General features: G+C 65.3%; 18 protein-coding genes and 1 pseudogene. 10 read left to right on the forward strand and 9 right to left on the reverse strand.

The genetic code is table 11. From position 1 onward, the window contains the following. Nucleotides 1-14 precede the first annotated feature (14 nt). The 8 genes from ACVWZT_RS20915 to ACVWZT_RS20950 all read left to right on the forward strand — a co-directional run bounded on the left by ACVWZT_RS20915 (nucleotide 15) and on the right by ACVWZT_RS20950 (nucleotide 11,551). Nucleotides 15-593: an RBBP9/YdeN family alpha/beta hydrolase gene (locus tag ACVWZT_RS20915; protein WP_296233246.1), complete on the forward strand. Its 579-nt coding sequence runs from the start codon at nucleotides 15-17 to the stop codon at nucleotides 591-593. A 74-nt stretch (nucleotides 594-667) separates the two neighbouring features. Continuing rightward, nucleotides 668-2,623, forward strand: a complete 1,956-nt coding sequence (locus ACVWZT_RS20920; protein WP_457471138.1) for a DUF1302 domain-containing protein — start codon at nucleotides 668-670, stop codon at nucleotides 2,621-2,623. A gap of 38 nt (nucleotides 2,624-2,661) precedes the next feature. Next, nucleotides 2,662-4,020, forward strand: a complete 1,359-nt coding sequence (locus tag ACVWZT_RS20925; protein ID WP_296233248.1) for a DUF1329 domain-containing protein — start codon at nucleotides 2,662-2,664, stop codon at nucleotides 4,018-4,020. A 21-nt stretch (nucleotides 4,021-4,041) separates the two neighbouring features. Further along, a complete protein-coding gene (locus ACVWZT_RS20930) occupies nucleotides 4,042-5,037 on the forward strand; it encodes a WD40/YVTN/BNR-like repeat-containing protein (RefSeq protein ID WP_457471140.1) in 996 nt (331 codons plus the stop codon). Between the two features lie 15 nt (nucleotides 5,038-5,052). Next, nucleotides 5,053-7,518, forward strand: coding sequence for an efflux RND transporter permease subunit (locus tag ACVWZT_RS20935; RefSeq protein ID WP_457471142.1), 2,466 nt, complete (start codon nucleotides 5,053-5,055; stop codon nucleotides 7,516-7,518). After that, nucleotides 7,511-9,289, forward strand: a complete 1,779-nt coding sequence (locus tag ACVWZT_RS20940; protein ID WP_457471144.1) for an acyl-CoA dehydrogenase C-terminal domain-containing protein — start codon at nucleotides 7,511-7,513, stop codon at nucleotides 9,287-9,289. Before ACVWZT_RS20935 ends, ACVWZT_RS20940 begins: the two co-directional genes overlap by 8 nt. Beyond that, nucleotides 9,286-10,971: a fatty acid--CoA ligase gene (locus ACVWZT_RS20945; protein ID WP_457471145.1), complete on the forward strand. Its 1,686-nt coding sequence runs from the start codon at nucleotides 9,286-9,288 to the stop codon at nucleotides 10,969-10,971. The genes ACVWZT_RS20940 and ACVWZT_RS20945 overlap by 4 nt, the downstream gene beginning before the upstream one ends. A 79-nt stretch (nucleotides 10,972-11,050) precedes the next feature. Further along, nucleotides 11,051-11,551, forward strand: coding sequence for a methylated-DNA--[protein]-cysteine S-methyltransferase (locus ACVWZT_RS20950; protein ID WP_296233256.1), 501 nt, complete (start codon nucleotides 11,051-11,053; stop codon nucleotides 11,549-11,551). Nucleotides 11,552-11,555: 4 nt separating this feature from the next. Here ACVWZT_RS20950 and ACVWZT_RS20955 read toward each other — a convergent pair whose 3' ends face one another. The 3 genes and pseudogenes from ACVWZT_RS20955 to ACVWZT_RS20965 all read right to left on the reverse strand — a co-directional run bounded on the left by ACVWZT_RS20955 (nucleotide 11,556) and on the right by ACVWZT_RS20965 (nucleotide 13,123). Beyond that, nucleotides 11,556-11,795 carry a hypothetical protein gene (locus ACVWZT_RS20955; RefSeq protein ID WP_457471147.1) on the reverse strand — a complete coding sequence of 80 codons (240 nt, stop codon included), beginning with the start codon at nucleotides 11,793-11,795 and terminating at the stop codon, nucleotides 11,556-11,558. 12 nt (nucleotides 11,796-11,807) lie between these two features. Beyond that, a complete protein-coding gene (locus ACVWZT_RS20960) occupies nucleotides 11,808-12,536 on the reverse strand; it encodes a carbon-nitrogen hydrolase family protein (protein ID WP_296233258.1) in 729 nt (242 codons plus the stop codon). A gap of 72 nt (nucleotides 12,537-12,608) precedes the next feature. Then, nucleotides 12,609-13,123 (reverse strand): annotated as a pseudogene (locus ACVWZT_RS20965) (DUF3016 domain-containing protein). 74 nt (nucleotides 13,124-13,197) lie between these two features. On the opposite strand from ACVWZT_RS20965, the gene ACVWZT_RS20970 reads away from it, so the two are divergent. Continuing rightward, a complete protein-coding gene (locus tag ACVWZT_RS20970) occupies nucleotides 13,198-13,923 on the forward strand; it encodes a metallophosphoesterase (RefSeq protein WP_457471149.1) in 726 nt (241 codons plus the stop codon). Here ACVWZT_RS20970 and ACVWZT_RS20975 read toward each other — a convergent pair. After that, nucleotides 13,871-14,485: a LysE family translocator gene (locus ACVWZT_RS20975; protein WP_457471151.1), complete on the reverse strand. Its 615-nt coding sequence runs from the start codon at nucleotides 14,483-14,485 to the stop codon at nucleotides 13,871-13,873. The two genes, ACVWZT_RS20970 and ACVWZT_RS20975, sit on opposite strands and share 53 nt — an antisense overlap. Nucleotides 14,486-14,591: 106 nt before the next feature. After that, the gene (locus ACVWZT_RS20980; RefSeq protein WP_296233263.1) at nucleotides 14,592-15,401 is read right to left on the reverse strand and encodes a helix-turn-helix transcriptional regulator; all 810 of its coding nucleotides are present in this window, start codon (nucleotides 15,399-15,401) and stop codon (nucleotides 14,592-14,594) included. 129 nt (nucleotides 15,402-15,530) lie between these two features. Between ACVWZT_RS20980 and ACVWZT_RS20985 the strand changes: the two genes are divergently transcribed. After that, entirely contained in the window at nucleotides 15,531-16,154 is a 624-nt protein-coding gene (locus ACVWZT_RS20985; RefSeq protein WP_457471153.1) for a LysE family translocator, read from the forward strand. Between the two features lie 6 nt (nucleotides 16,155-16,160). Here ACVWZT_RS20985 and ACVWZT_RS20990 read toward each other — a convergent pair whose 3' ends face one another. From ACVWZT_RS20990 to hbdH, 4 genes are all read right to left on the reverse strand, one after another. Then, nucleotides 16,161-16,436 (reverse strand): peptidylprolyl isomerase, encoded by a 276-nt coding sequence (locus ACVWZT_RS20990; RefSeq protein ID WP_296233266.1) that lies wholly within the window; start codon nucleotides 16,434-16,436, stop codon nucleotides 16,161-16,163. A gap of 98 nt (nucleotides 16,437-16,534) precedes the next feature. Next, entirely contained in the window at nucleotides 16,535-18,487 is a 1,953-nt protein-coding gene (locus tag ACVWZT_RS20995; RefSeq protein ID WP_457471154.1) for an acetoacetate--CoA ligase, read from the reverse strand. A 164-nt stretch (nucleotides 18,488-18,651) separates the two neighbouring features. Further along, nucleotides 18,652-19,131, reverse strand: a complete 480-nt coding sequence (eco, locus tag ACVWZT_RS21000; RefSeq protein ID WP_296233586.1) for a serine protease inhibitor ecotin — start codon at nucleotides 19,129-19,131, stop codon at nucleotides 18,652-18,654. Nucleotides 19,132-19,186: 55 nt separating this feature from the next. Then, nucleotides 19,187-19,957 carry a 3-hydroxybutyrate dehydrogenase gene (gene hbdH, locus ACVWZT_RS21005; protein WP_457471156.1) on the reverse strand — a complete coding sequence of 257 codons (771 nt, stop codon included), beginning with the start codon at nucleotides 19,955-19,957 and terminating at the stop codon, nucleotides 19,187-19,189. Nucleotides 19,958-19,966 lie beyond the last annotated feature (9 nt).

Genomic DNA, 19,966 nt, shown 5'->3' on the forward strand with positions numbered 1-19,966 from the left:
ATACGAGGTTCAACGTGGACAAACTGCAAACCACTGCCACCGTGTTGATTGTCCCTGGCCTGCGCGAGCATGTCGCCGGGCATTGGCAGACCCTGCTCGCCAGCCGCCTGGCCAAGGTCCGCAGCGTACCGCCGCTGCAGGTTGACCGGCTGAGCTGCACGGCCAGGGTTGAGGCGATCCAGCGTGAACTGGAGCAGATCGAGGGCGAGGTGCTGTTGGTGGCCCACAGCGCCGGGGTATTGATGGTCGCCCACTGGGCCGCGCGCTATCAGCGCGCAGTCAAAGGGGCACTGCTGGCGGCGCCACCGGACCTCGGCGCACCCTGGCCGGCCCACTACCCAAGCCCGGCCAGCCTGGCCGAGCACGGCTGGGCGCCTGTGCCGGAGGCAGCGCTGCCATTCCCGAGCATCGTAGCTGCCAGCAGCAACGACCCCCTGGCCAGCTACACCGCGGCTGGCGACCTGGCCCGTCGTTGGGGCAGCGAACTGGTCAGCCTGGGTGCCGTTGGACACCTCAACCCGGCTTCCGGCTTCGGTCACTGGCCACTGGCCGAAGCCCTGGTCCGTCGTCTGGATAACCCGAACCTGCAATAGCGCATGGACGCCCCAGCCACGCCCGCATGAGACGGGCGGCGTAAAAAACAATAACAATATGTGGAGCCATCGTAATGCCAGAACACCGCATTCACCGTGCTGTGAAACCACAGCGCTGCCTGCTCGCCTGCGCCATCAGTCTGCTCTCGCTGCCTGCCGCCCAAGCGTTCGAAGTCGACACTGGCGACGAAAACTGGGCCGTGCGTTTCGACAACACCGTCAAGTACAACTATGGCGTGCGCACCGAAAGCGCTGACCAGCGCCTGCTGGGCACGCCCAACAGCAACGACGGTGACTACAACTTCCGCAAGGCCGGCACCAACATTGCCAACCGCATCGACCTGTTGACCGAGCTGGACGTGGTCTACCAAGGCAATACCGGTTTCCGTGTCAGTACCGCCAGCTGGTATGACAAGGCCTACGACAACACCGGTTCGAACAGCAACCCGTTCGTCAACGGTAACGGTGACCAGTCCGGTATCAACCCCAGCCTCAATGGTTTGCCCGGTACCGGCGTGCCGCTGGGCAGCCCGCACCTGAGCAATTACGCCCAGCGTTACTACAGTGGCCCGTCCGGTGAAGTGCTGGATGCCTTCGTGTTCTTCAGCCGTGAAGTCGGCGAGGCCTCGCAGGTCAGCGCCAAACTCGGCCAGCACAACCTGTTCTGGGGGGAAACCCTGCTCAACCCGGTGCACTCGCTGAGCTACGGCCAGTCCGGCCTGGACCTGGCCAAACTGGCTGCCTCGCCGGGCACTGAAGCCAAGGAACTGTTCGTGCCGCGCAACCAGCTGTCGACCTCGTTCCTGGTCAACGCCGAACTGACCTTGGGTGCCCAATACTTCTTCGACTGGGATGCTGCCCGCCTGCCTGAAGCTGGTACCTACTATGGCGGCTCGGACGTGGTAGGCGAGGGCGCCCAAAGCTTCCTGCTCGGTCACACCGGCACACCGGGGCTGATTCCGCTGCGCGGTGCGCTGACCAGCATCCGCCGTGGCCATGATCTGAAACCGGGCAAAAGCGGCGACTGGGGCGTCATGGCCAAATGGTCGCCAGAGTGGCTGGGCGGCACTCTCGGGTTCTACTACCGCAAGACATCCGAGATCCTCCCGCAAGCCTGGCTCGATGCACGCGGCATGACTGTCGCCAACGGCCCGTTCGGCAACCCGCCGGGCAGCCGCCAGGGCGCGGTCGGCAACCTCTACAACTCGCTGCAAAGCACTACCTACCAGTTCGCCTATGCCGACGACATCGATATCTACGGCGTGAGCCTGTCCAAGGATGTCGGCGGCGTCAGTGTCGGCAGCGACTTGAACATCCGCCACAACATGCCGCTGGCGAGCATCCCGACAATCGTCAGCGCCCCCGGCCAAGCTGGCCTGGGCGGCGGCTTCGGCCTGCTGCCGGCACGCCTGCCCAGCAGTGGCGTGATCTACGACGTGCCCAAGGATGGCGACAGCCTGAGCGCCACCGGCGACACCCTGCACTGGACCTTGAGCGGCCTGATGACCATTGCCGACACGCCGCTGTTCGACTCGGCAACCCTGCTTGGCGAACTGTTCTACAGCAACCTGCTCAAGCTCGATAGCCACAACGCGGCGTTGTACAAGGGCAAGAGCAGCTACCGCGGCATCGACAAGGCCACCCGCGACAACTGGGGCATCGCCGTCAACTTCACCCCCACCTGGTACCAGGTGCTACCGGGCATGGACCTGAGCATGCCGCTATCGGTCAACGTCGGCGTCGACGGCGTGTCGCCGGTGCAGGGCGGCGGCGCCGAGAACACCGGCAACTACGCGGTGGGCGTGAGCGCCGCGCTCTACAACCAGTACTTCGTCGACCTCAAGTACGTCGACAGCTTCGGTGAGACCAAGGCCTGCAAGGATGGCCAGACCGATGGCAGCACCCCCAACGCCCTGGACGGCGAACAGGATTACACCTGCTACGGCGGCGGTTATGCCTCGTTCTCCGGTGGCGGGGCCACCACCGAGGACCGTGGCGCCCTGTATCTCACTGTCAAGACGACCTTCTGAGTCCTCTTTCCCAGAGCCTGCACAGGAAGACAAACATCATGAAATGCGTACGTACCCTGCTGGCCTCGTGCCTGTCCCTGGCTGCGCTGAATGCTGCCCAGGCCGCTGTTTCCAATGACCAGGCCGCGCGCCTGGGCACCAGCCTGACCGCCATTGGCGCGGAAAAGGGTGGCAATGCCGATGGCTCCATCCCGGCCTACCAGGGCGGCCTGCTGGCACCACCGCCGGGTTACCAGACCGGTGCCAGCATGCGCCCCGACCCGTTCGCCAGCGACAAGCCGGTGCTGGTCATCGATGGCAAGAACGCCGAGCAGTACAAAGACCAGCTGACCGCCACCACCTTCGAGCTGCTCAAGCGCTACCCCAGCTACCGCGTCGATGTCTACCCGACCCACCGCAGCGTGGCGTTGCCCCAGGCGGTGCTCGACAACACCCGCAAGAACGCCACCGGTGCCAACAGCAAGGAGGGTGGCACCGCAGTGGACAACGTACTGCCGGGCATCCCGTTCCCGATTCCGCAGAACGGCGCCGAGGCCATGTGGAACTTCCTGCTGCGCTACCAGGGCGTGAGCATGACCGCCAAGTACGACTCGTGGAACGTCGATGCAGCCGGCAAGCCATCACTTTCGACCACCGGCCAGGCCAACATCAGCTACCCGATCTACGAGGACATGGCCAGGCCGATCGGCGCCAAGGACACCTATTACCAGATGAAGCTGGTGTACACCGGGCCTGCCCGCCGCGCCGGCGAAGCGATGATGCTGCGCGATGCGGCCAACCCGCTGGTGCAGCCCCGCAGTGCCTGGCAGTACCTGCCTGGCCAGCGCCGGGTAAAGCTGGCGCCGAACCTGGCCTATGACACGCCCAACCCGGGCACCTCGGGCTCGGGGACCTATGATGATGTATTCGTCTTCAACGGTGCGCTGGACCGCTACGACTGGACCCTGGTCGGCAAGCGGGAAATGTACGTGCCGTACAACACCTACCAGCTGACCTACAACACCGACGTCAAGCAGCTGATCACGCCCAACCACCTGGCGCCGCAGTTCGTGCGCTGGGAGAAGCACCGGGTATGGGTGGTGGAAGGCAAGCTCAAGGACGGCGCGCGCCACATCTACCACAAGCGTCGCTTCTATCTTGACGAAGACAGCTGGATCGCCCTGGCGTCGGACCAGTACGACGCCCGTGGCCAGCTGTACCGCGGCTCGTTCGCGTTCCTCACCCAGAGCTACGACAAGCAGACCCCGGACGCCACGCCGTTCATGATCTACGACCTGATCGGCGGCACCTACAACCTCAACGGCGTGGTTGGTGCCTACGGCGGCATCCGCTACATCGACCCACTGTCGAAAACCCAGTGGTCGCCCGAGTCGCTGGCCGGCAACGGTATTCGCTGAACCTACCGAGCAGAGGTGGCAATGTCTGTCTTCAAACGATGCAGCGTGGTGATGCTGGCCCTGGCCACGCTGCAGGGCGCGGTACAGGCGGCGCCCTTCACCGATGTGCTGGACCTGCCTGCGATGCCCACTGCGCTGGCTGCCAGCAGCACCTTGCGCGATGTCACCCTGGCCGGGCAACGCCTGGTGGCGGTGGGGCCGCGCGGGCACATCGTGTATTCCGACGACCACGGCGCGCGCTGGCAGCAAGCCCAGGTGCCGGTCAGCGCCGACCTGAACGCCGTGAGCTTCGCCAGCGCCGAACTGGGCTGGGCGGTCGGCCATGACGGTGTGGTGCTGCACAGCCGCGATGGTGGTGTGCATTGGCACAAGCAACTGGATGGTCGGCTGCTGGCCGAACGGCTGCCGGGCTCGGGCAGTGACAACGCCCTGCTCGATGTGTGGTTCAGCGATGCGCGCAACGGCTATGCGGTGGGCCTGTTCAACCTGTTGTTGCACACCACGGATGGCGGCGAGCACTGGCAACCCTGGCTCGGCCATGGCGACAACCCGCAAGACCTGCACTTGACCAGCCTGGCCGCCATCGGTGAAGAGTTGTACATCACCGGCGAGCAGGGCCTGCTGCTCAAGCGTGATGGCGAGCGCTTCATCCGTGTCGCAACGCCTTATGCCGGCACGTTGTTTGGCGCGCTGGGCAAGCCCGGCCTGCTGCTGGTGTACGGCCTGCGTGGGCACGTCTACCGCAGCACTGACGGCGGCCAGCACTGGCAGCCGGTAAGCACCGGTATCACTACCAGCATCAGCGCTGCCGGGGTCGACCGTGAAGGAACGCTGTGGCTGGCCAGCCAGGCAGGCGACCTGCTGTTCAGCCGGGATGACGGTGCCAGTTTCAGCCCCGTGCCGCAAAGCACCCGGGGCCCGGTGACCGCGCTCGCTATCGACACCGGCAACGGCCTGGTGCTGGTGGGTGAGCGGGGCGTGCGCAACCCGGTCGGTAATTCCACGCTGCACCCATGACAAGAGAAGACCCCGATGGCCGCTACCCGCCAAGACACCCTACCGGTAATCCGCAACCTCGACGATTTTGACGCGCACTCGGGCAACGGCCTGGAGCGCCTGGTGTTCAACCACCGCCTGCCGTTCGTGCTGGGCATGCTGCTGGCCACCCTGGTGCTGGGCTACATGGCGCTGACCCGTCTTGAGCTGCGCCCCAGCTTTGACAAGATGCTGCCGCAAAGCCACCCCTACATTCACAACTACCTGGAACATCGCTCATCGCTGCGTGGCCTGGGCAATGCCGTGCGGGTGGTAGTGGAGAACACCCGGGGCGACATCTTCGACCCGGGTTACCTGCAGACCCTGCGGCACATCAACGACGAGCTGTTCCTCAGCCAGGGCGTGGACCGAGCCTGGTTGAAGTCGCTGTGGAGCCCGGCGGTGCGCTGGACCGAGGTGACCGAGGAGGGCTTCCAGGGCGGCCCGGTGATGCCCGACAGCTATCACGGCGCGCCAGACGATATCGAGCAACTGCGGCAGAACATCGAGCGCGCCAATATCGTCGGGAGCCTGGTGGCGCGTGATTTCAAGTCGAGCATGCTGATCGTGCCGTTGCTCGATCAGGACTCGGCCACGGGCAAAGGCCTCGACTACCACGCCTTCTCGGAAAAGCTCGAACAGTTACGCAGCCAGTACCAGGCCAGCGGCCAATACCGTATCCATGTGATCGGCTTCGCCAAGCTGGTGGGCGACCTGATCGACGGCCTGGTTCAGGTGATGGCGTTCTTCGCCCTCGCAGTGCTGACCAGCCTGGCGATCATCTACACCTATACCCGCTGCGTGCGCAGTACGCTGCTGGTGGTGCTGTGTTCGTTGACCGCGGTGGTGTGGCAGCTGGGCCTCGTTGCCTGGCTGGGCTATGCCATCGACCCGTATTCGATCCTGGTGCCGTTCCTGATCTTCGCCATCGGAGTGTCGCACGCCGCGCAGAAGATGAACGGCATTCTCCAGGACATTGGCCGTGGCACCCACCGTCAGGTGGCTGCGCGTTATACCTTCCGCCGCCTGTTCGCCGCCGGGGTCACTGCGTTGTTGGCCGATGCGGTGGGCTTTGCCGTATTGATGCTGATCGATATCCCGGTGATCCAGGACCTGGCCATCACCGCGAGCATCGGTGTGGCGGTGTTGATCTTCACCTCGTTGCTGTTGATGCCGGTGGCGCTGTCGTATGTCGGGGTCGGCCGCAAGGCAGCCGAGCGAGCGCTGGCTATTGATGCCCGTGCCGCGCGGCATCGAGGCTTCGGTCGGCTTTGGGACTTGCTCGATCGCCTCACCGAACGCAAATGGGCCAGCACCGCATTGCTGGCAGCCCTGGCGCTGGGGGCAGTCGGTATCTGGGGCAGCCAGCAGCTGAAGGTCGGTGACCTGGACAGTGGCGCACCCGAGTTGCGCGCGGATTCGCGCTACAACCGCGACAACGCCTACATCACTCAGCATTACGCGCTGTCCAGCGACACTTTCGCGGTCATGGTCAAGACCGCCCCGGAAGGCTGCCTGCAATACCAGACGCTGATCCTGGCTGACCGCCTGGCCTGGGAACTGCAGCAATTGCCAGAGGTGCAGACTACCGTGTCGCTGGCCAACGCCGTACGCCAGATCACTGCCGGTACCTACGAAGGCAACCCGCGCCTGAACAGCCTGCAGCGCAACCAGGACGTGCTCAACTACGCTGCCCAGCAGGCCTCGGTCAATGCCCCGGAGCTGTTCAACAACGACTGCTCGCTGATGCCGGTCATTGCCTACCTCAAGGACCACCGCGCCGACACCCTGGCCAAGGTGGCGGCCGTGGCCGAGCGCTTTGCCCAGGCCAACAGCAGCGCCGGGCAGCAGTTCCTGCTGGCTGCCGGCAGTGCCGGTATCGAAGCGGCCACCAATGTCGTGGTGCGCGAGGCCAACAATCGCATGCTGGTGCTGGTCTACCTGGCTGTCACGCTGTTCTGCCTGTTCACCTTCCGCAGCTGGCGGGCCACGTTGGTGGCGATCCTGCCGCTGATGCTCACCTCGGCGTTGTGCGAGGCGCTGATGGTGGCCATGGGCATTGGCATCAAGGTTGCCACCTTGCCGGTGATCGCCCTGGGCGTTGGCATCGGCGTGGACTACGCGCTGTACCTGCTCAGCGTGCAGCTGCATTACCAGCGTGCCGGGCTGAGCCTGGCCCAGGCCTACCAGAAAGCCGTGGCCTTCACTGGCCGGGTGGTGGGGCTGGTCGGCATCACCCTGGCGGCCGGGGTGGTCGGCTGGGCCTGGTCGCCGATCAAGTTCCAGGCCGACATGGGCCTGCTGCTGACCTTCATGTTCCTGTGGAACATGCTCGGCGCGCTGGTGCTGATCCCTGCGCTATCGCACTTCCTCCTGCGTGACCTGGCCGCTTCGGTGCCTGCCGAGGCCCAGGCCACGCCGCTTCCGCAAACCCAAGAAACCGAGTGCTCGCCTCATGTCTGATTACCTTCCACCACTGCGCGACATGGATTTTCTGTTCAACGAAGTGTTCGACATCCCGGCCTGGTGGGCGCTGACCCCCGCCCTGGCCGAGCAGGTCGATGGCGACACTGCCCGGGCCGTGCTCGAACAGGCCGGCCGGCTGATTGCCGAGGTGGTGGCGCCGCTCAACCGCAGGGGAGACGAGCAAGGCTGCCGCTGGGACGCCGGGCAGGTACATACCCCTGACGGTTTCGCCGATGCCTACCGGGCATTCGCTGCCGATGGCTGGGTGGGCGTTGCCGGTGCCCCGGAATATGGCGGCATGGGCATGCCGAAAGTGATCGGCGCACAGCTCGAGGAAATGCTCAATGCCGCCAACCTGTCGTTCGGCCTGTACCCGATGCTTACCGCCGGAGCCTGCCTGGCGCTGCTCAACCATGCCAGCGAACCGTTGAAGGCGCTGTACCTGCCGCCCATGTACCAAGGGCGCTGGACGGGTTCTATGTGCCTTACCGAGCCGCATGCCGGTACCGACCTGGGGCTGATCCGCACCCGTGCCGAGCCAAGCGCCGATGGCCGCTACTGCATAACCGGAACCAAGATTTTCATCACCGGCGGTGAACAGGACCTGACCGAGAACATCATCCACCTGGTGCTGGCGCGGTTGCCGGGTGCGCCCGCCGGGCCGAAGGGCATCTCGCTGTTCCTGGTACCCAAGGTACTGGTTGACGCCGACGGTGCGCTGGGCGAAGCCAATGCGGTGAGTTGCGGTTCGATCGAGCACAAGATGGGCATCAAGGCCTCGGCCACCTGTGTGATGAACTTCGACGATGCCATCGGCTACCTGGTCGGCGAGCCGAACAAGGGCCTCAATGCCATGTTCACCATGATGAACTACGAGCGTCTGGGCGTAGGCATCCAGGGGCTGGCCCTGGGCGAACGCTCCTACCAGGGCGCCATCGCCTACGCCCGTGACCGCTTGCAGGGCCGCGCGCCGAACGGCGCCGCAGCGCCGGCGCAAAGTGCCGACCCGATCGTCGTCCACCCGGACGTACGGCGCATGCTGCTGATCATGAAAGCGTTGAACGAAGGCGGGCGGGTGTTTTCCACGTATGTGGCGCTGCAACTGGACCTGGCCAAGTACAGCGAAGACGCCGCCGCGCGCGCCCGTGCCGAGGCCAGGGTGGCATTGCTCACACCGCTGGCCAAGGCGTTCCTCACCGACATGGGGCTGGAGACCACCGTGCACGGCCAGCAGGTGCTCGGCGGCCATGGTTACATCCGTGAGTGGGGCCAGGAGCAGTTGATCCGCGACTGCCGCATCACCCAGATCTACGAAGGCACCAACGGCATCCAGGCCCTCGACCTGGTGGGGCGCAAGCTGCTGGCCGATGGTGGCCAGGCTTATCGCAGTGTGTCCGCCGAAATCGGCGCGTTTGCCGAGGCGCTGCCCGCAGCCTGTGCTGAGTTCAGCGCACCGCTGCTGGCGGCCGTGCGCAATCTCGACGAGCTGACCGCCTGGTTGCTCGACCGCGCCCAGGACAACCCGCGCGAACTGGGTGCGGCGGCGGTGGAGTACCTGCACGTGTTTGGCTACACCTTCTATGCCTACCTGTGGGCACGCATGGCCGTGGTCTGCCAGGGCCACCCGGCGCCCGAGCCGTTCCACCATGGCAAGCTGGGCACCGCGCGGTTCTACTTTGCACGCCTGCTGCCGCGCATCCATTCGCTGAGCGCCAGTGTCAGAGCCGGCAGCGACAGCCTGTACCTGCTCGAGGCCGGCCAGCTATGAACAAGGCTACCAGAGTCCCCACCCGTATCATGCCGGCGGCCGAGCAGGCCTATGCCTACCCGCTGTTGATCAAGCGCCTGCTGTTGTCGGGCGTGCGCTACCAGCCCAACCAGGAGATCGTCTACGCCGACAAGCTGCGCTACAGCTACACAACGTTGCTCGAACGTATCCAGCGCCTGGCCAATGTACTGACCGCTGCCGGGGTCAAGCCTGGCGACACCGTGGCCTTGCTCGACTGGGACAGCCACCGTGCGCTGGAATGTTTCTTCGCCGTACCGATGCTGGGTGCGGTGCTGCATACGGTGAACGTGAGGCTGTCTGCCGAGCAGGTGCGCTACACCATGAGCCACGCCGAAGACCGCCTGGTACTGGTGCATGACGACTTCCTGCCATTGATGGCGCAGTTACGCGATGACCTGCCGACGGTCGAGGGCTTCATCCGCCTCAGCGACGCTGACCCCGAACCGCAGGGCGTACCGCTGCTGGGCGAGTACGAAGGGTTGTTGGCGGCTGCCGAGCCGCAGTTCGAGTTCGCCGACTTCGACGAGCACTCACTGGCCACGCTGTTCTACACCAGCGGCACGACCGGCAACCCCAAGGGTGTGTATTTCAGCCATCGGCAACTGGTGCTGCATACCCTGGTCGAGCAGGGCACCCTGGCGGCTTGTGGCGAAGCGCCGCTGCTGCGCACAGGCGACGTGTACATGCCCATTACCCCGATGTTCCACGTGCATGCCTGGGGCATACCCTATGTCGCCACGGCGCTGGGCATCAAGCAGGTCTACCCCGGGCGCTACGAGCCCAACCGGCTGGTGCGTCTGTTCCGCGAGGAAGGCGTGACCTTTTCCCACTGCGTGCCCACGGTGCTGCAGATGATGCTGGACTGCGACGAGGGGCGGCGCGCCGACCTGGCGGGCTGGAAGATGCTGTTGGGTGGCAGCGCCCTGACCATGGCCCTGGCGCAGCGCGCCAGCGAGCGCGGCATCAGCGTGCATTGTGGCTACGGCATGTCGGAAAGCTGTCCGCTGCTCAGCATCACCCACCTCAGCGCCGAGCAGTTGGCATTGCCCATGGCCGAGCAACTGTCGCTGCGTATCGAAGCCGGCGTGCCGATTGCCCTGGTGGACCTGTGCATCGTCGACAGTAAGGGCAGGGAGGTGCCCCACGACGGCGAAAGCCTGGGTGAAATCGTGGTGCGCGCGCCATGGCTGACCCAAGGCTACCTGCACGAACCGGAGCAGGGCGCAGCCTTGTGGCTGGGCGGCTGGATGCACACCGCAGACCTGGCCTGCATCGATGCGGCGGGGGTGGTACGTATTCGTGACCGAATCAAGGACGTGATCAAGACCGGCGGCGAGTGGGTCAGCTCGGTAGCCCTGGAGAGCCTGATCAGCCAGCACCCGTCCGTCGCGTCGGTAGCGGTGGTCGGTATTCCGGACCCGCACTGGGGAGAGCAACCGCTGGCGCTGGTGGTCTGCCGTGACGGCATGCAGTTCGACCAGGCCACACTGGCCGGGTACCTGCAGCCGTTTGTCGAACGGGGGCAGTTGAACAAGTGGGCGATACCTCGGCAAGTACGCTGTGTAGGAGAGCTCCCCAAGACCAGCGTGGGCAAGCTCGACAAGAAGCGCATTCGCCAGACGCTGGATACAGTGACGGCACAGGCCCGGCCGGTTGCCTGATTGCGAGGGCAAGAAAGCGGATGCAGGCGAGGTTGTGCATGCGTACAGTGGGCGCAACGCAATCTCGCAGGAGCCAGCCATGTCCAGCGCATTCACTTTCATGCAGTCACCCGTCGGCACCTTGACCCTGGTGGCCCGTAACGAGTGCCTGGCCGCCGTATTGTGGGAAACGGAACGGGAAAACCGCGTGCGCCTCGGCACCCTGCACCGCGACGACAGGTGCCCGGTGCTGCTGGAAACCGCCCGCCAGCTCAGCGAGTATTTCGCCGGCAAGCGCCAGCGTTTCGAGCTGGCGCTGGATTTCGCCGGCACTGCGTTCCAGCGCCAGGTCTGGGCCGCGCTGCTGGCGATACCGTTTGGCGAAACCCGCAGCTACAGCGACATCGCCCGGCATATCGGCAACCCTGCCGCGGTGCGCGCGGTAGGTGCCGCCAATGGCCGCAACCCGATCTCGATCATCGCCCCGTGCCACCGGGTGATCGGTGCTTCGGGCAGCCTGACCGGCTTCGCCGGCGGCCTCGCGGCCAAGCAGTACCTGTTGGCGCTGGAGGGCCGGCAAAGCCTGGCGCTGGACTTCTAGCCTGTCAGAACCAGCTGGCGACCAGGCAGGCCAACACGGCCAGTATCGAGCCGGCCAGCAGGGTGTACTGGCGCCGGGCTCGGCGTGCGTATGGCCTGACCCTGCGCAGGTACTCGCCGGGTGTCGGCGCATCGGGGCGGTGGCGCAGGCCCTCGGCGACATCAGCCAGTTGGCCCTGGATGAGCAGACCGCTCAGGTAGTAAGTGCAGGCATAGCTCAGCACTGCCAGAGTCAAATAGATCATGCCGGGAGCGGTCTACAGGGACACAGCGATAGCTGCAGCGCTACGGGTGTCGAACACGATCATCCCTTCGCCGTGATCATCCAGCCTGGCCAGCAAGCGCCCCTGGCGGTCCCAGGCCGCCGAGCCGCCGGCAGCGATGAAGGTGTCGGCCGGCCCCACGCAGTTGGCCAGCAACACCGGCATGCCCAGCTCGCGGGCGACCTCGGCGTAATGCGCATGACCTTCGTCGATGCCCTTTGCGGTTTTCGCCACGCTGACCAGGTACAGGTCGGCGCCCTGCTCGCGCGCTGCCACCGCGTGTGCCATGAACATCGACTCATAGCAGATCGCCGGCGCCACGCGATGTTCGCCCAAGTGCAGCTGCAATGCCTGGTCGCCTGGCGTGAAGTACTGCAGCTCGTCATCATGCAGGCGCCGTTTGGCATAGGCCTGGCGCGGCACACCGGGGCTGAAGATCGGCATGCCGATGCGAATACCTTCAGGGGTCGGCAGCGGCAGGCCCACGGCAACGGTGATGCCAAGCCGGTCGCAGGCTGCCTGCAGCGGGTCCAGCCGTGCGGCGCTGACTGGCAGGGCCGCCTGGCGGGCGAGGGTTGGCTCATAACCGGTCAGCGACAGTTCCGGGAACACCACCAGTTCGGCACCGAGGGCCGCGGCCTGCTCGATGCAGGCCAGGTGGCGCTCCAGGTTGGCTTGCACATCGCCCTTGAAAGACCTTGATTGCACGGCGCACAGTTTCATGAAAAACCATCCCTGGCAGTTTGAAGAGTCGAGCATACTCCCGCTAACAACGCCTGTTCCAGTGAAGGATTTTCAGAACGATGGACGAGCGGCGAAACGCTGGCGGAACCAGTCGTCCAGCATGGTTTTCTCGGCATACAGGCGGTCGTTGCTGCCAGTGAGCCGGCCTGGGCGGCTGAGGCACATCCTGTCGCTGACCCGCTCCCGGGCCTGCCGGTCGGGTTTGCCAGCTTGGCTGAGGGTGTAGCTGAGGTCGATGGTCGGCCAGGAGATATCACGCATGAAGCGCACACCGTAAGCCTGGCCGTGCCAGGGCTCGAAGCGCCCGGCAAGGTCGATATCGCGGATGTCGATGGCCAGCCGCTGGCCCGGTTGCAGGTAGCGCCGGCCCAGCTTCTGCAAGTACCGGTCAGGGTTTTCATTACATAGGCATCGGCGCCACGTTCGTGACCGTGGCTGCCGAGGCTGGCATCGCGGAACTGTTCCGGGTGGTCGAAGCGCACTTCGACCTGCGCGGCAGGTGCTGCGTGTGCCATGCTGTGGAGTGACAAGGCCATGAGCACGGCACACCTGAGCACGGTATGCATGATGCACCTGCGCAGTGGCGCGGGCGTGCCCCCATTTTACTCCGGCAAGGCGGCAGCAGCAGAGGGACATTGCCATGAAACGGTTTCGGCGGGTAGCCGCCAACACGCGGGGACGGGACCTGGCAGTGGGTGATATCCACGGCCACTTCCAGCGCCTGCAGGCGTGCCTGGAGGCGGTGGGGTTCGACCCGGCGGTGGACCGCCTGTTCAGCGTCGGCGACCTGGTCGACCGCGGGCCGCACAGCGAAGCTGCGCTGGAATGGCTGGCCCAGCCCTGGCTGCATGCTGTGCAGGGTAACCACGAAGCGCTGGCGATCACCCGCCTGCGCGGTGGGCGGCTCGACCTGGACATGTATCGTGCGGCGGGCGGTGGCTGGTTTCTCGACCTGCCGCCGGGCGAGCAATTGCGTTTTGTCGAACGCTTCGAGCAACTGCCCATTGCCCTCGAAGTGGAAACCGCCGGCGGCCTGGTTGGCCTGCTGCATGCCGACAGTCCGTTTGCCGACTGGGAGGTGTTGCGTACCTGGCTGGAGCTGGATGACGACCCCGAGATGCTGGAGGTGTGCCAGTGGTCGCGGCGGCGCCTCAAGGAAGGCGATACCCGGCCGGTGAAAGGCCTGCGGGCCTTGCTGGTCGGCCACACGCCGGTGTTGCAGGCCAAACAGCTGGGTAATGTCTGGCACCTGGATACCGGCGGCTGGGCCAGCGGCCATTTCAGCCTCATGGACCTGGCCACGTTGCAACTGCTCAGCGCTGCGCCAGGTGCAGCAACAGCGCCAAGGCCAATACCACCAGCATGACCCCCGAGGCCCGTTCCAGCCACGGCAGGATGCGAGCGAAACGCCGCAGCACCACTGGGTTGCCGATGGCCACGGCAACCAGCAGGTCCCACAGCAGCACGATGCTGAACAGCCACAGGGCGCAGGCCGCTTTCCAGCCGGCGCCGGTGCTGGCGACCATGCTGGCCAGGCTGGCATAGAACAACGCGTTCTTCGGGTTGAGAATGCCCGACAGGAAGCCCATGCCCAGGCTCCGCCACCAGCCTGCCACAGCCTGGCTGGCCGTGACGCCGCCCAGCCCGGAGCGCCCGGCGTGGCGCAGGAACAGCACGCCGATGTACAACAGGTAACCGGCACCGGCCAGTTGCAGGGCGCTGAACAGCGGGCTGCCTTCCTGTAGCACCGACAGGCCAGTGAAGGCCATGGCGATGAATGCGCCATTGGCCAGGGCGATACCCAGGCAGGCGCCGCTGGCGACCCGCCAGCCGCTGCTGATGGAGGTGCGTGCGACCAGGAAGAAATCCGGCCCGGGGGAGAGCAGGGCGAGAAAGTGGGCGAGGGCGATGATCAGGAACTGCTGCATGGAGGGGTGGCTGCGGTGGTGGAAAAGCCAGACTCTGCCTTCTAGCGTCCACAGCGTATTGAACAATATTGCAAAGCCCGCCAGCCTGTGCCGCCCACGCGCGCCTTCAGCCCCCTCGGTATTGCCCGGGCGTCACCCCCACATAGGCCTTGAACACCCGCTGGAAATGGCTCTGGTCGGCAAAACCCAGCCGGTAGGCCACTTCTGCCAGCGCCTGCCCTTCACCGAGCAGCTGGCGGCCACGGTTGACCCGCGCATTGAGCAGGTAGGCATGCGGGGTAAACCCGGTGGCCGCGCGAAAGGCGCGGATCAACGCGTAACGCCCAAACCCCGACTCGCGGGCCAGTGCATCGAGGCTCAACTGCGCAGGGTCGAGGCCCTCGATGCGAGCGAGCAGTCCACTCAAGGCGCTCGCCCCCAGCGCCGGTGCCGGCGCCAGCGGTGGATGCGCGGTAACATCCAGGTCACCCAGGAAGGCAATCAGCGCGGCATCCTTCTGCGCACTACTGGCGCTGGAAAACAGCAAGCGATTCAGCTCGCAGAACTGCCGATACAACTCCGGGTCCCGGCAGATACGTGCCGGTTCACCGGGGCCGGCGCCGCCCAGCGCCGACTCCAGGCGCAATTCTGCCAGCCAGTCGCCAGCTACATGCAGCATCTGGTAGCTCCAGGCCTGCCCGGGTTCGGGATTGCAGGCATGCACACGCTGGGCCGGGACCATGACCAGCGTACCAGGCGTCAGGCGTTCCTGGCCGTTGCCGGCGCCAGTAAAATGGCTGACACCAGCATCCACCGCACCGATGGAAAACGTCGGGTGGCTGTGGGCCTTGTAGCAGGCCCGGCTATGGCAGGCGCGGCGGCTCTCGACATGCGGCAGGGCCGGGTCGCGCCACAACGCGGCATGGGTACGCGGCATCACGGAGTCCTCGGTAGGGCCTGCAGCTTATCAGGCACTGCGCACCCATACAGTTTTTTACACCGGCTGTAACTTGACCGCCAGGCCCGCAGACGCCGGAATAGGCACTGATTGCCAGAGGGAAAAATCATGGATCTTTCGAGCCTGCTGCTGTTCATCCCGGCCTGCTTTGCCTTGAACATGGCTCCGGGGCCTAACAACCTGCTGTCGCTGCACAATGCCAGCCGCTATGGCCTGCGCACGGCCTGCGTGGCCGGTGGCGGGCGTATCGTCGCCTTCAGCGGCATGATCGCCCTGGCCGCCATGGGCCTGGCGGTGGTGCTGCATACCAGCGAATACCTGTTCCTGGCGATCAAGGTGCTCGGCGCGGCGTACCTGTTCTACATTGCCTGGCAGCTGTGGCGGGCGCCGGTGGGCGAGGCGCGGGTGGCCGCTGACCACCCGCGCGGTACCTGGCGCCTGGCCCGCCAGGAGTTCTGGGTGGCAGCCGGCAACCCGAAAGCGATTTTGATCTTCACCGCCTTCCTGCCGCAATTCGTCTCGGTCGGCAGCGCCACCCCGGTGGGCGAGCAGTTTCTTTGGCTGGGTGGGTTGTTCCTGCTGCTGGAGTGGGCCGCCATCGCCATCTACGCAGGGCTTGGCGCGTACCTGCAGCGCTGGTTCAGCCAGCCTGGCCCGCGCCGGCGGTTCAACCGGGTCAGCGCCTCCCTGCTGGGCTGCGCCGGCCTCGGCCTGCTGGCTGCGCGGCGCTAGCGCCCATCAGTCGCGATAGAAGGTCTGCACCAGGTGGTAGCCGAACTTGCTCTTGATCGGCCCGTGAACCACGCGCAGGGCCTTCTTGAAGATCACCTGGTCGATGGCGCCGACCATCTGCCCGGGGCGAATCTCGCCCAGGTCTCCGCCGCGCTTGCCCGAGGGGCAGATGGAGAACTTTTTCGCGAGCACATCGAAAGCCTCGCCATTGGCGATGCGCTGCTTGAGCTTTTCGGCTTCGTCAGCGGTCTTGACCAGGATGTGGCGGGCTTGGGCTTTCATGGCAGTACCTGTGCTTCGTGGTGCAAAAAAGTGCGCATTATGCCTGACTCACCCGCGCTGAAGCCATTGCGCATTGCCTGTCGGAGCGGCGATAGACATCATGTCTGCAGTTCCTTGCGCTCGCGAAACTGCTCCAGCGCCTCGGGGTTGGCCAGGGCGTCGGTGTTCTTCACCGGCAGGCCATGCACCACATTGCGTACCGCCAGCTCCACCACCTTGCCGCTGATGGTCCGCGGAATGTCATCGACCTGGGCGATCACTGCCGGCACATGGCGCGGCGTGGTGTAATGGCGGATGACCTGGCGGATCTGCTGGCGCAGGGCATCGTCCAGGTGCAGGCCATCGCGCAGGCGCACGAACAGCACCACCCGTACATCGCCGTTCCAGTCCTGGCCGATGGCCACGCTTTCCAGTACCTGCTCGACCTTTTCCACCTGGCGGTAGATCTCCGCCGTGCCAATGCGCACACCACCCGGGTTGAGCACGGCATCGGAGCGGCCATGGATCACCAGCCCGCCCTCGGCGCGCTGTTCGGCGTAATCGCCCTGGGCCCATACGCCGGGGAACTGGCTGAAATAAGCGTCGTGATAACGGCGGCCGTCCGGGTCATGCCAGAAGCCCAATGGCATGCAGGGGAAATGGCGCGTGCACACCAGCTCGCCTTTTTCGCCCTGCACCGGTTGACCGTGCTCGTTCCACACCTCCACTGCCATACCCAGCCCCTTGCACTGGATTTCGCCACGGCGCACCGGCAGGGTCGGGTTGCCCAACACGAAGCAGGAGACTATGTCGGTGCCGCCGGACATGGAGGCCAGGCACAGGTCGGCCTTGAACTTGCGGTACACGTAGTCGTAGCTGTGCGGCGACAACGGCGAGCCTGTCGACAGCAATAGCCGCAAGCCGCTCAGGCGGTGGCTGGCCGCCGGCTCCAGGCCGGCCTGCTCCAGCGCCGTCAGGTACTTGGCACTGGTGCCGAAGACGTGGATGCCCTCGGCGTCGATCAGGTCGAGCAGGCGCTCTGGCCCCGGGTGCAAGGGTGAGCCGTCGTACAGCACCAGCGTAGCGCCCAGCGCCAGGCCGCTGGCCAGCCAGTTCCACATCATCCAGCCGCACGTGGTGTAGTAGAACAGTACCTCATCGGCCTTCAGGTCGTTGTGCAGGCCGTGTTCCTTGAGGTGCTGCAACAGCACGCCACCGGCGCGGTGGACGATGCACTTGGGCACGCCGGTGGTACCGCTGGAGTAGAGGATATACAGCGGATGGTCGAACGGCAGCGGGGTGAAACGCGGCTCGCCCCCGGGCTGGTAGAAGTCATCCCACAGCCTGACGCTGGCGGCCTGGAACTCGGCGGCGTGCGTGCCGCTGCGGGTATGCGGTACCACGACCAGCTGTTGCAGGCCGGGCAACTGCGCGCACACCTGGTTGACCTTGTCCACCTGGTCAATGTCTTTCCCGGCGTACTGGTAGCCGGCGCAGGCGATCAGCAGCTTGGGCCCGATCTGGCCGAAACGGTCGATGATGCCGTGCACACCGAACTCGGGTGACGAGCTGGACCAGACAGCGCCAAGGCTGGTGCAAGCCAGCATGGCGACCAGGGTCTGCCAGGTATTGGGCATGATGGCGGCGACCCGGTCGCCAGGGACGATGCCGGCAGCCTTGAGGGCGTTCTGTAGCCCGGCTACCTGGGCGGCCAGCTGGGCATGAGTGAATACCTGGCGTTGACCGTCTTCGCGTATGGCGATCACGGCAGGACGGTCGTCGCGACGGCGCAGCAGGTGCTCGGCGAAATTCAGGGTGGCGTTGGCAAACCACTGGGCATCGGGCATCTGCGCACTTTCGCGCAGCACCTGGCTGGGCGGGGTGTGCCAGTGAACGTGGAAATAGTCGGCGAGGGAGTGCCAGAAAGCCGCGCGCTGCTCGATGCTCCAGCGGTGCAGCGCCTGGTAGTCATCGAGTTGCAGGTTGTAGCGCAGGTTGACCCAGCGGCGGAAGGCATCCATCCGGCTGGCCTCGATCTGCGCCGTGGAGGGGCGCCAGAGCACATCGTTCATGCCGAACCTCCTGCTACTGCCAGATATGGGAGTGAACCTGTAGGAGCGGCCTTGCGCCGCGATGGGCTGCGAAGCAGGCCCGGCAATTTGTGCTGCGAAGCTGAAAATCCGGGTCTGCTTCGCAGCCCATCGCGGCGCAAGGCCGCTCCTACAAGGAACGGTGTCTACTCTACTTTAGCCTTTTGCACGTCCGGCGATGCGCTCCAGATGCGGTAGCGCACTTCGACATCCTTGGGCACATACACCACCACTGGCAGCTTGCTGTTGTAGCGCAGCAGGAAGCCTTCGCCGACCACAGGCACGAAGGCCTCGGTGTTCTTGCCGTCGGGGCAGGCCATCAGTGTGCTGGCCGGGCCACTGACCTTGTCCAGGCGGTAGTAGCTGTAGCCCCAGCCTTCCAGGGTGCGTTCCTCCAGGCTGCCGCCCAGGCGTTGACGGTTGCAGTCCACCTGCAAGGTCTTGCCAGCAAGTATTTCCAGTTTGTAGGCCGATTCATCGGCCTGCGCGGGCAGGTGAATGACCTGCCGGGTGAAGCCTTTTTCCGCCTCGGGGTAGGGCGCGACATCCTTCAGGCTGGCAGCTGACGCGTGCGCGGCAGCCACCAGGGTCAGGGCCAGGGTCGCGGTCATCGGGGTTGGGCGCATAGGGCCTCCTTGCAGATAAACGAATGCAAGGCCAGCGCCAGATCCAGGCCGTCCCTCACTGGGCCAGCCAGCCACCGTCGACGTTCCAGGCGGCACCGCGAACCTGGCTTGCGGCCTCGCTGCACAGGAATAGTACCAGCTCGCCCAGCTGCTCGGGGCTGACGAAAGCCAGTGAGGGCTGCTTTTCAGCCAGCAGATCGTGTTGCGCTTGTAGCGGATCGCCACCGTTGGCCGCACGATCGTCGATCTGCTTCTGCACCAGCGGGGTCAGCACCCAACCTGGGCAGATGGCATTGCAGGTCACGTTGCTGGTGGCAGTTTCCAGGCCCACCACCTTGGTCAGGCCCACCACCCCGTGCTTGGCCGCCACATAGGCGGCCTTGCCGGTCGAACCGACCAGGCCATGCACCGAAGCAACATTGATGATGCGCCCCCAGTTGCGCGTGCGCATGCCAGGCAAGGCCAGACGGGTGCCGTGAAACACGGCCGACAGGTTGAGCGCGATGATCTTGTCCCAGCTTTCCAGCGGAAACTGCTCCACCGGCGCCACATGCTGGATGCCGGCGTTGTTGACCAGAATGTCGACGCCGCCGAAGGTCTGTTCGGCCAGGGTGAACAGGGCCTCGATCTGGGCCACGTCCGAAAGGTCGGCCGGGTGATGCACCACCTTCACCCCGTGGCGGGCGATCTCGGCTATTGCCGCTGCCGGGTCGCCAAAGCCATTGAGCACGATGTTGGCGCCCGCGCGGGCCAGCACCTGGGCAATGCCCAGGCCGATGCCGCTGGTTGAACCGGTGACGAGTGCAGTCTTGCCGTTGAGGGTCATGCAATGCTC

This window comes from Pseudomonas sp. TE21394, assembly GCF_054057835.1.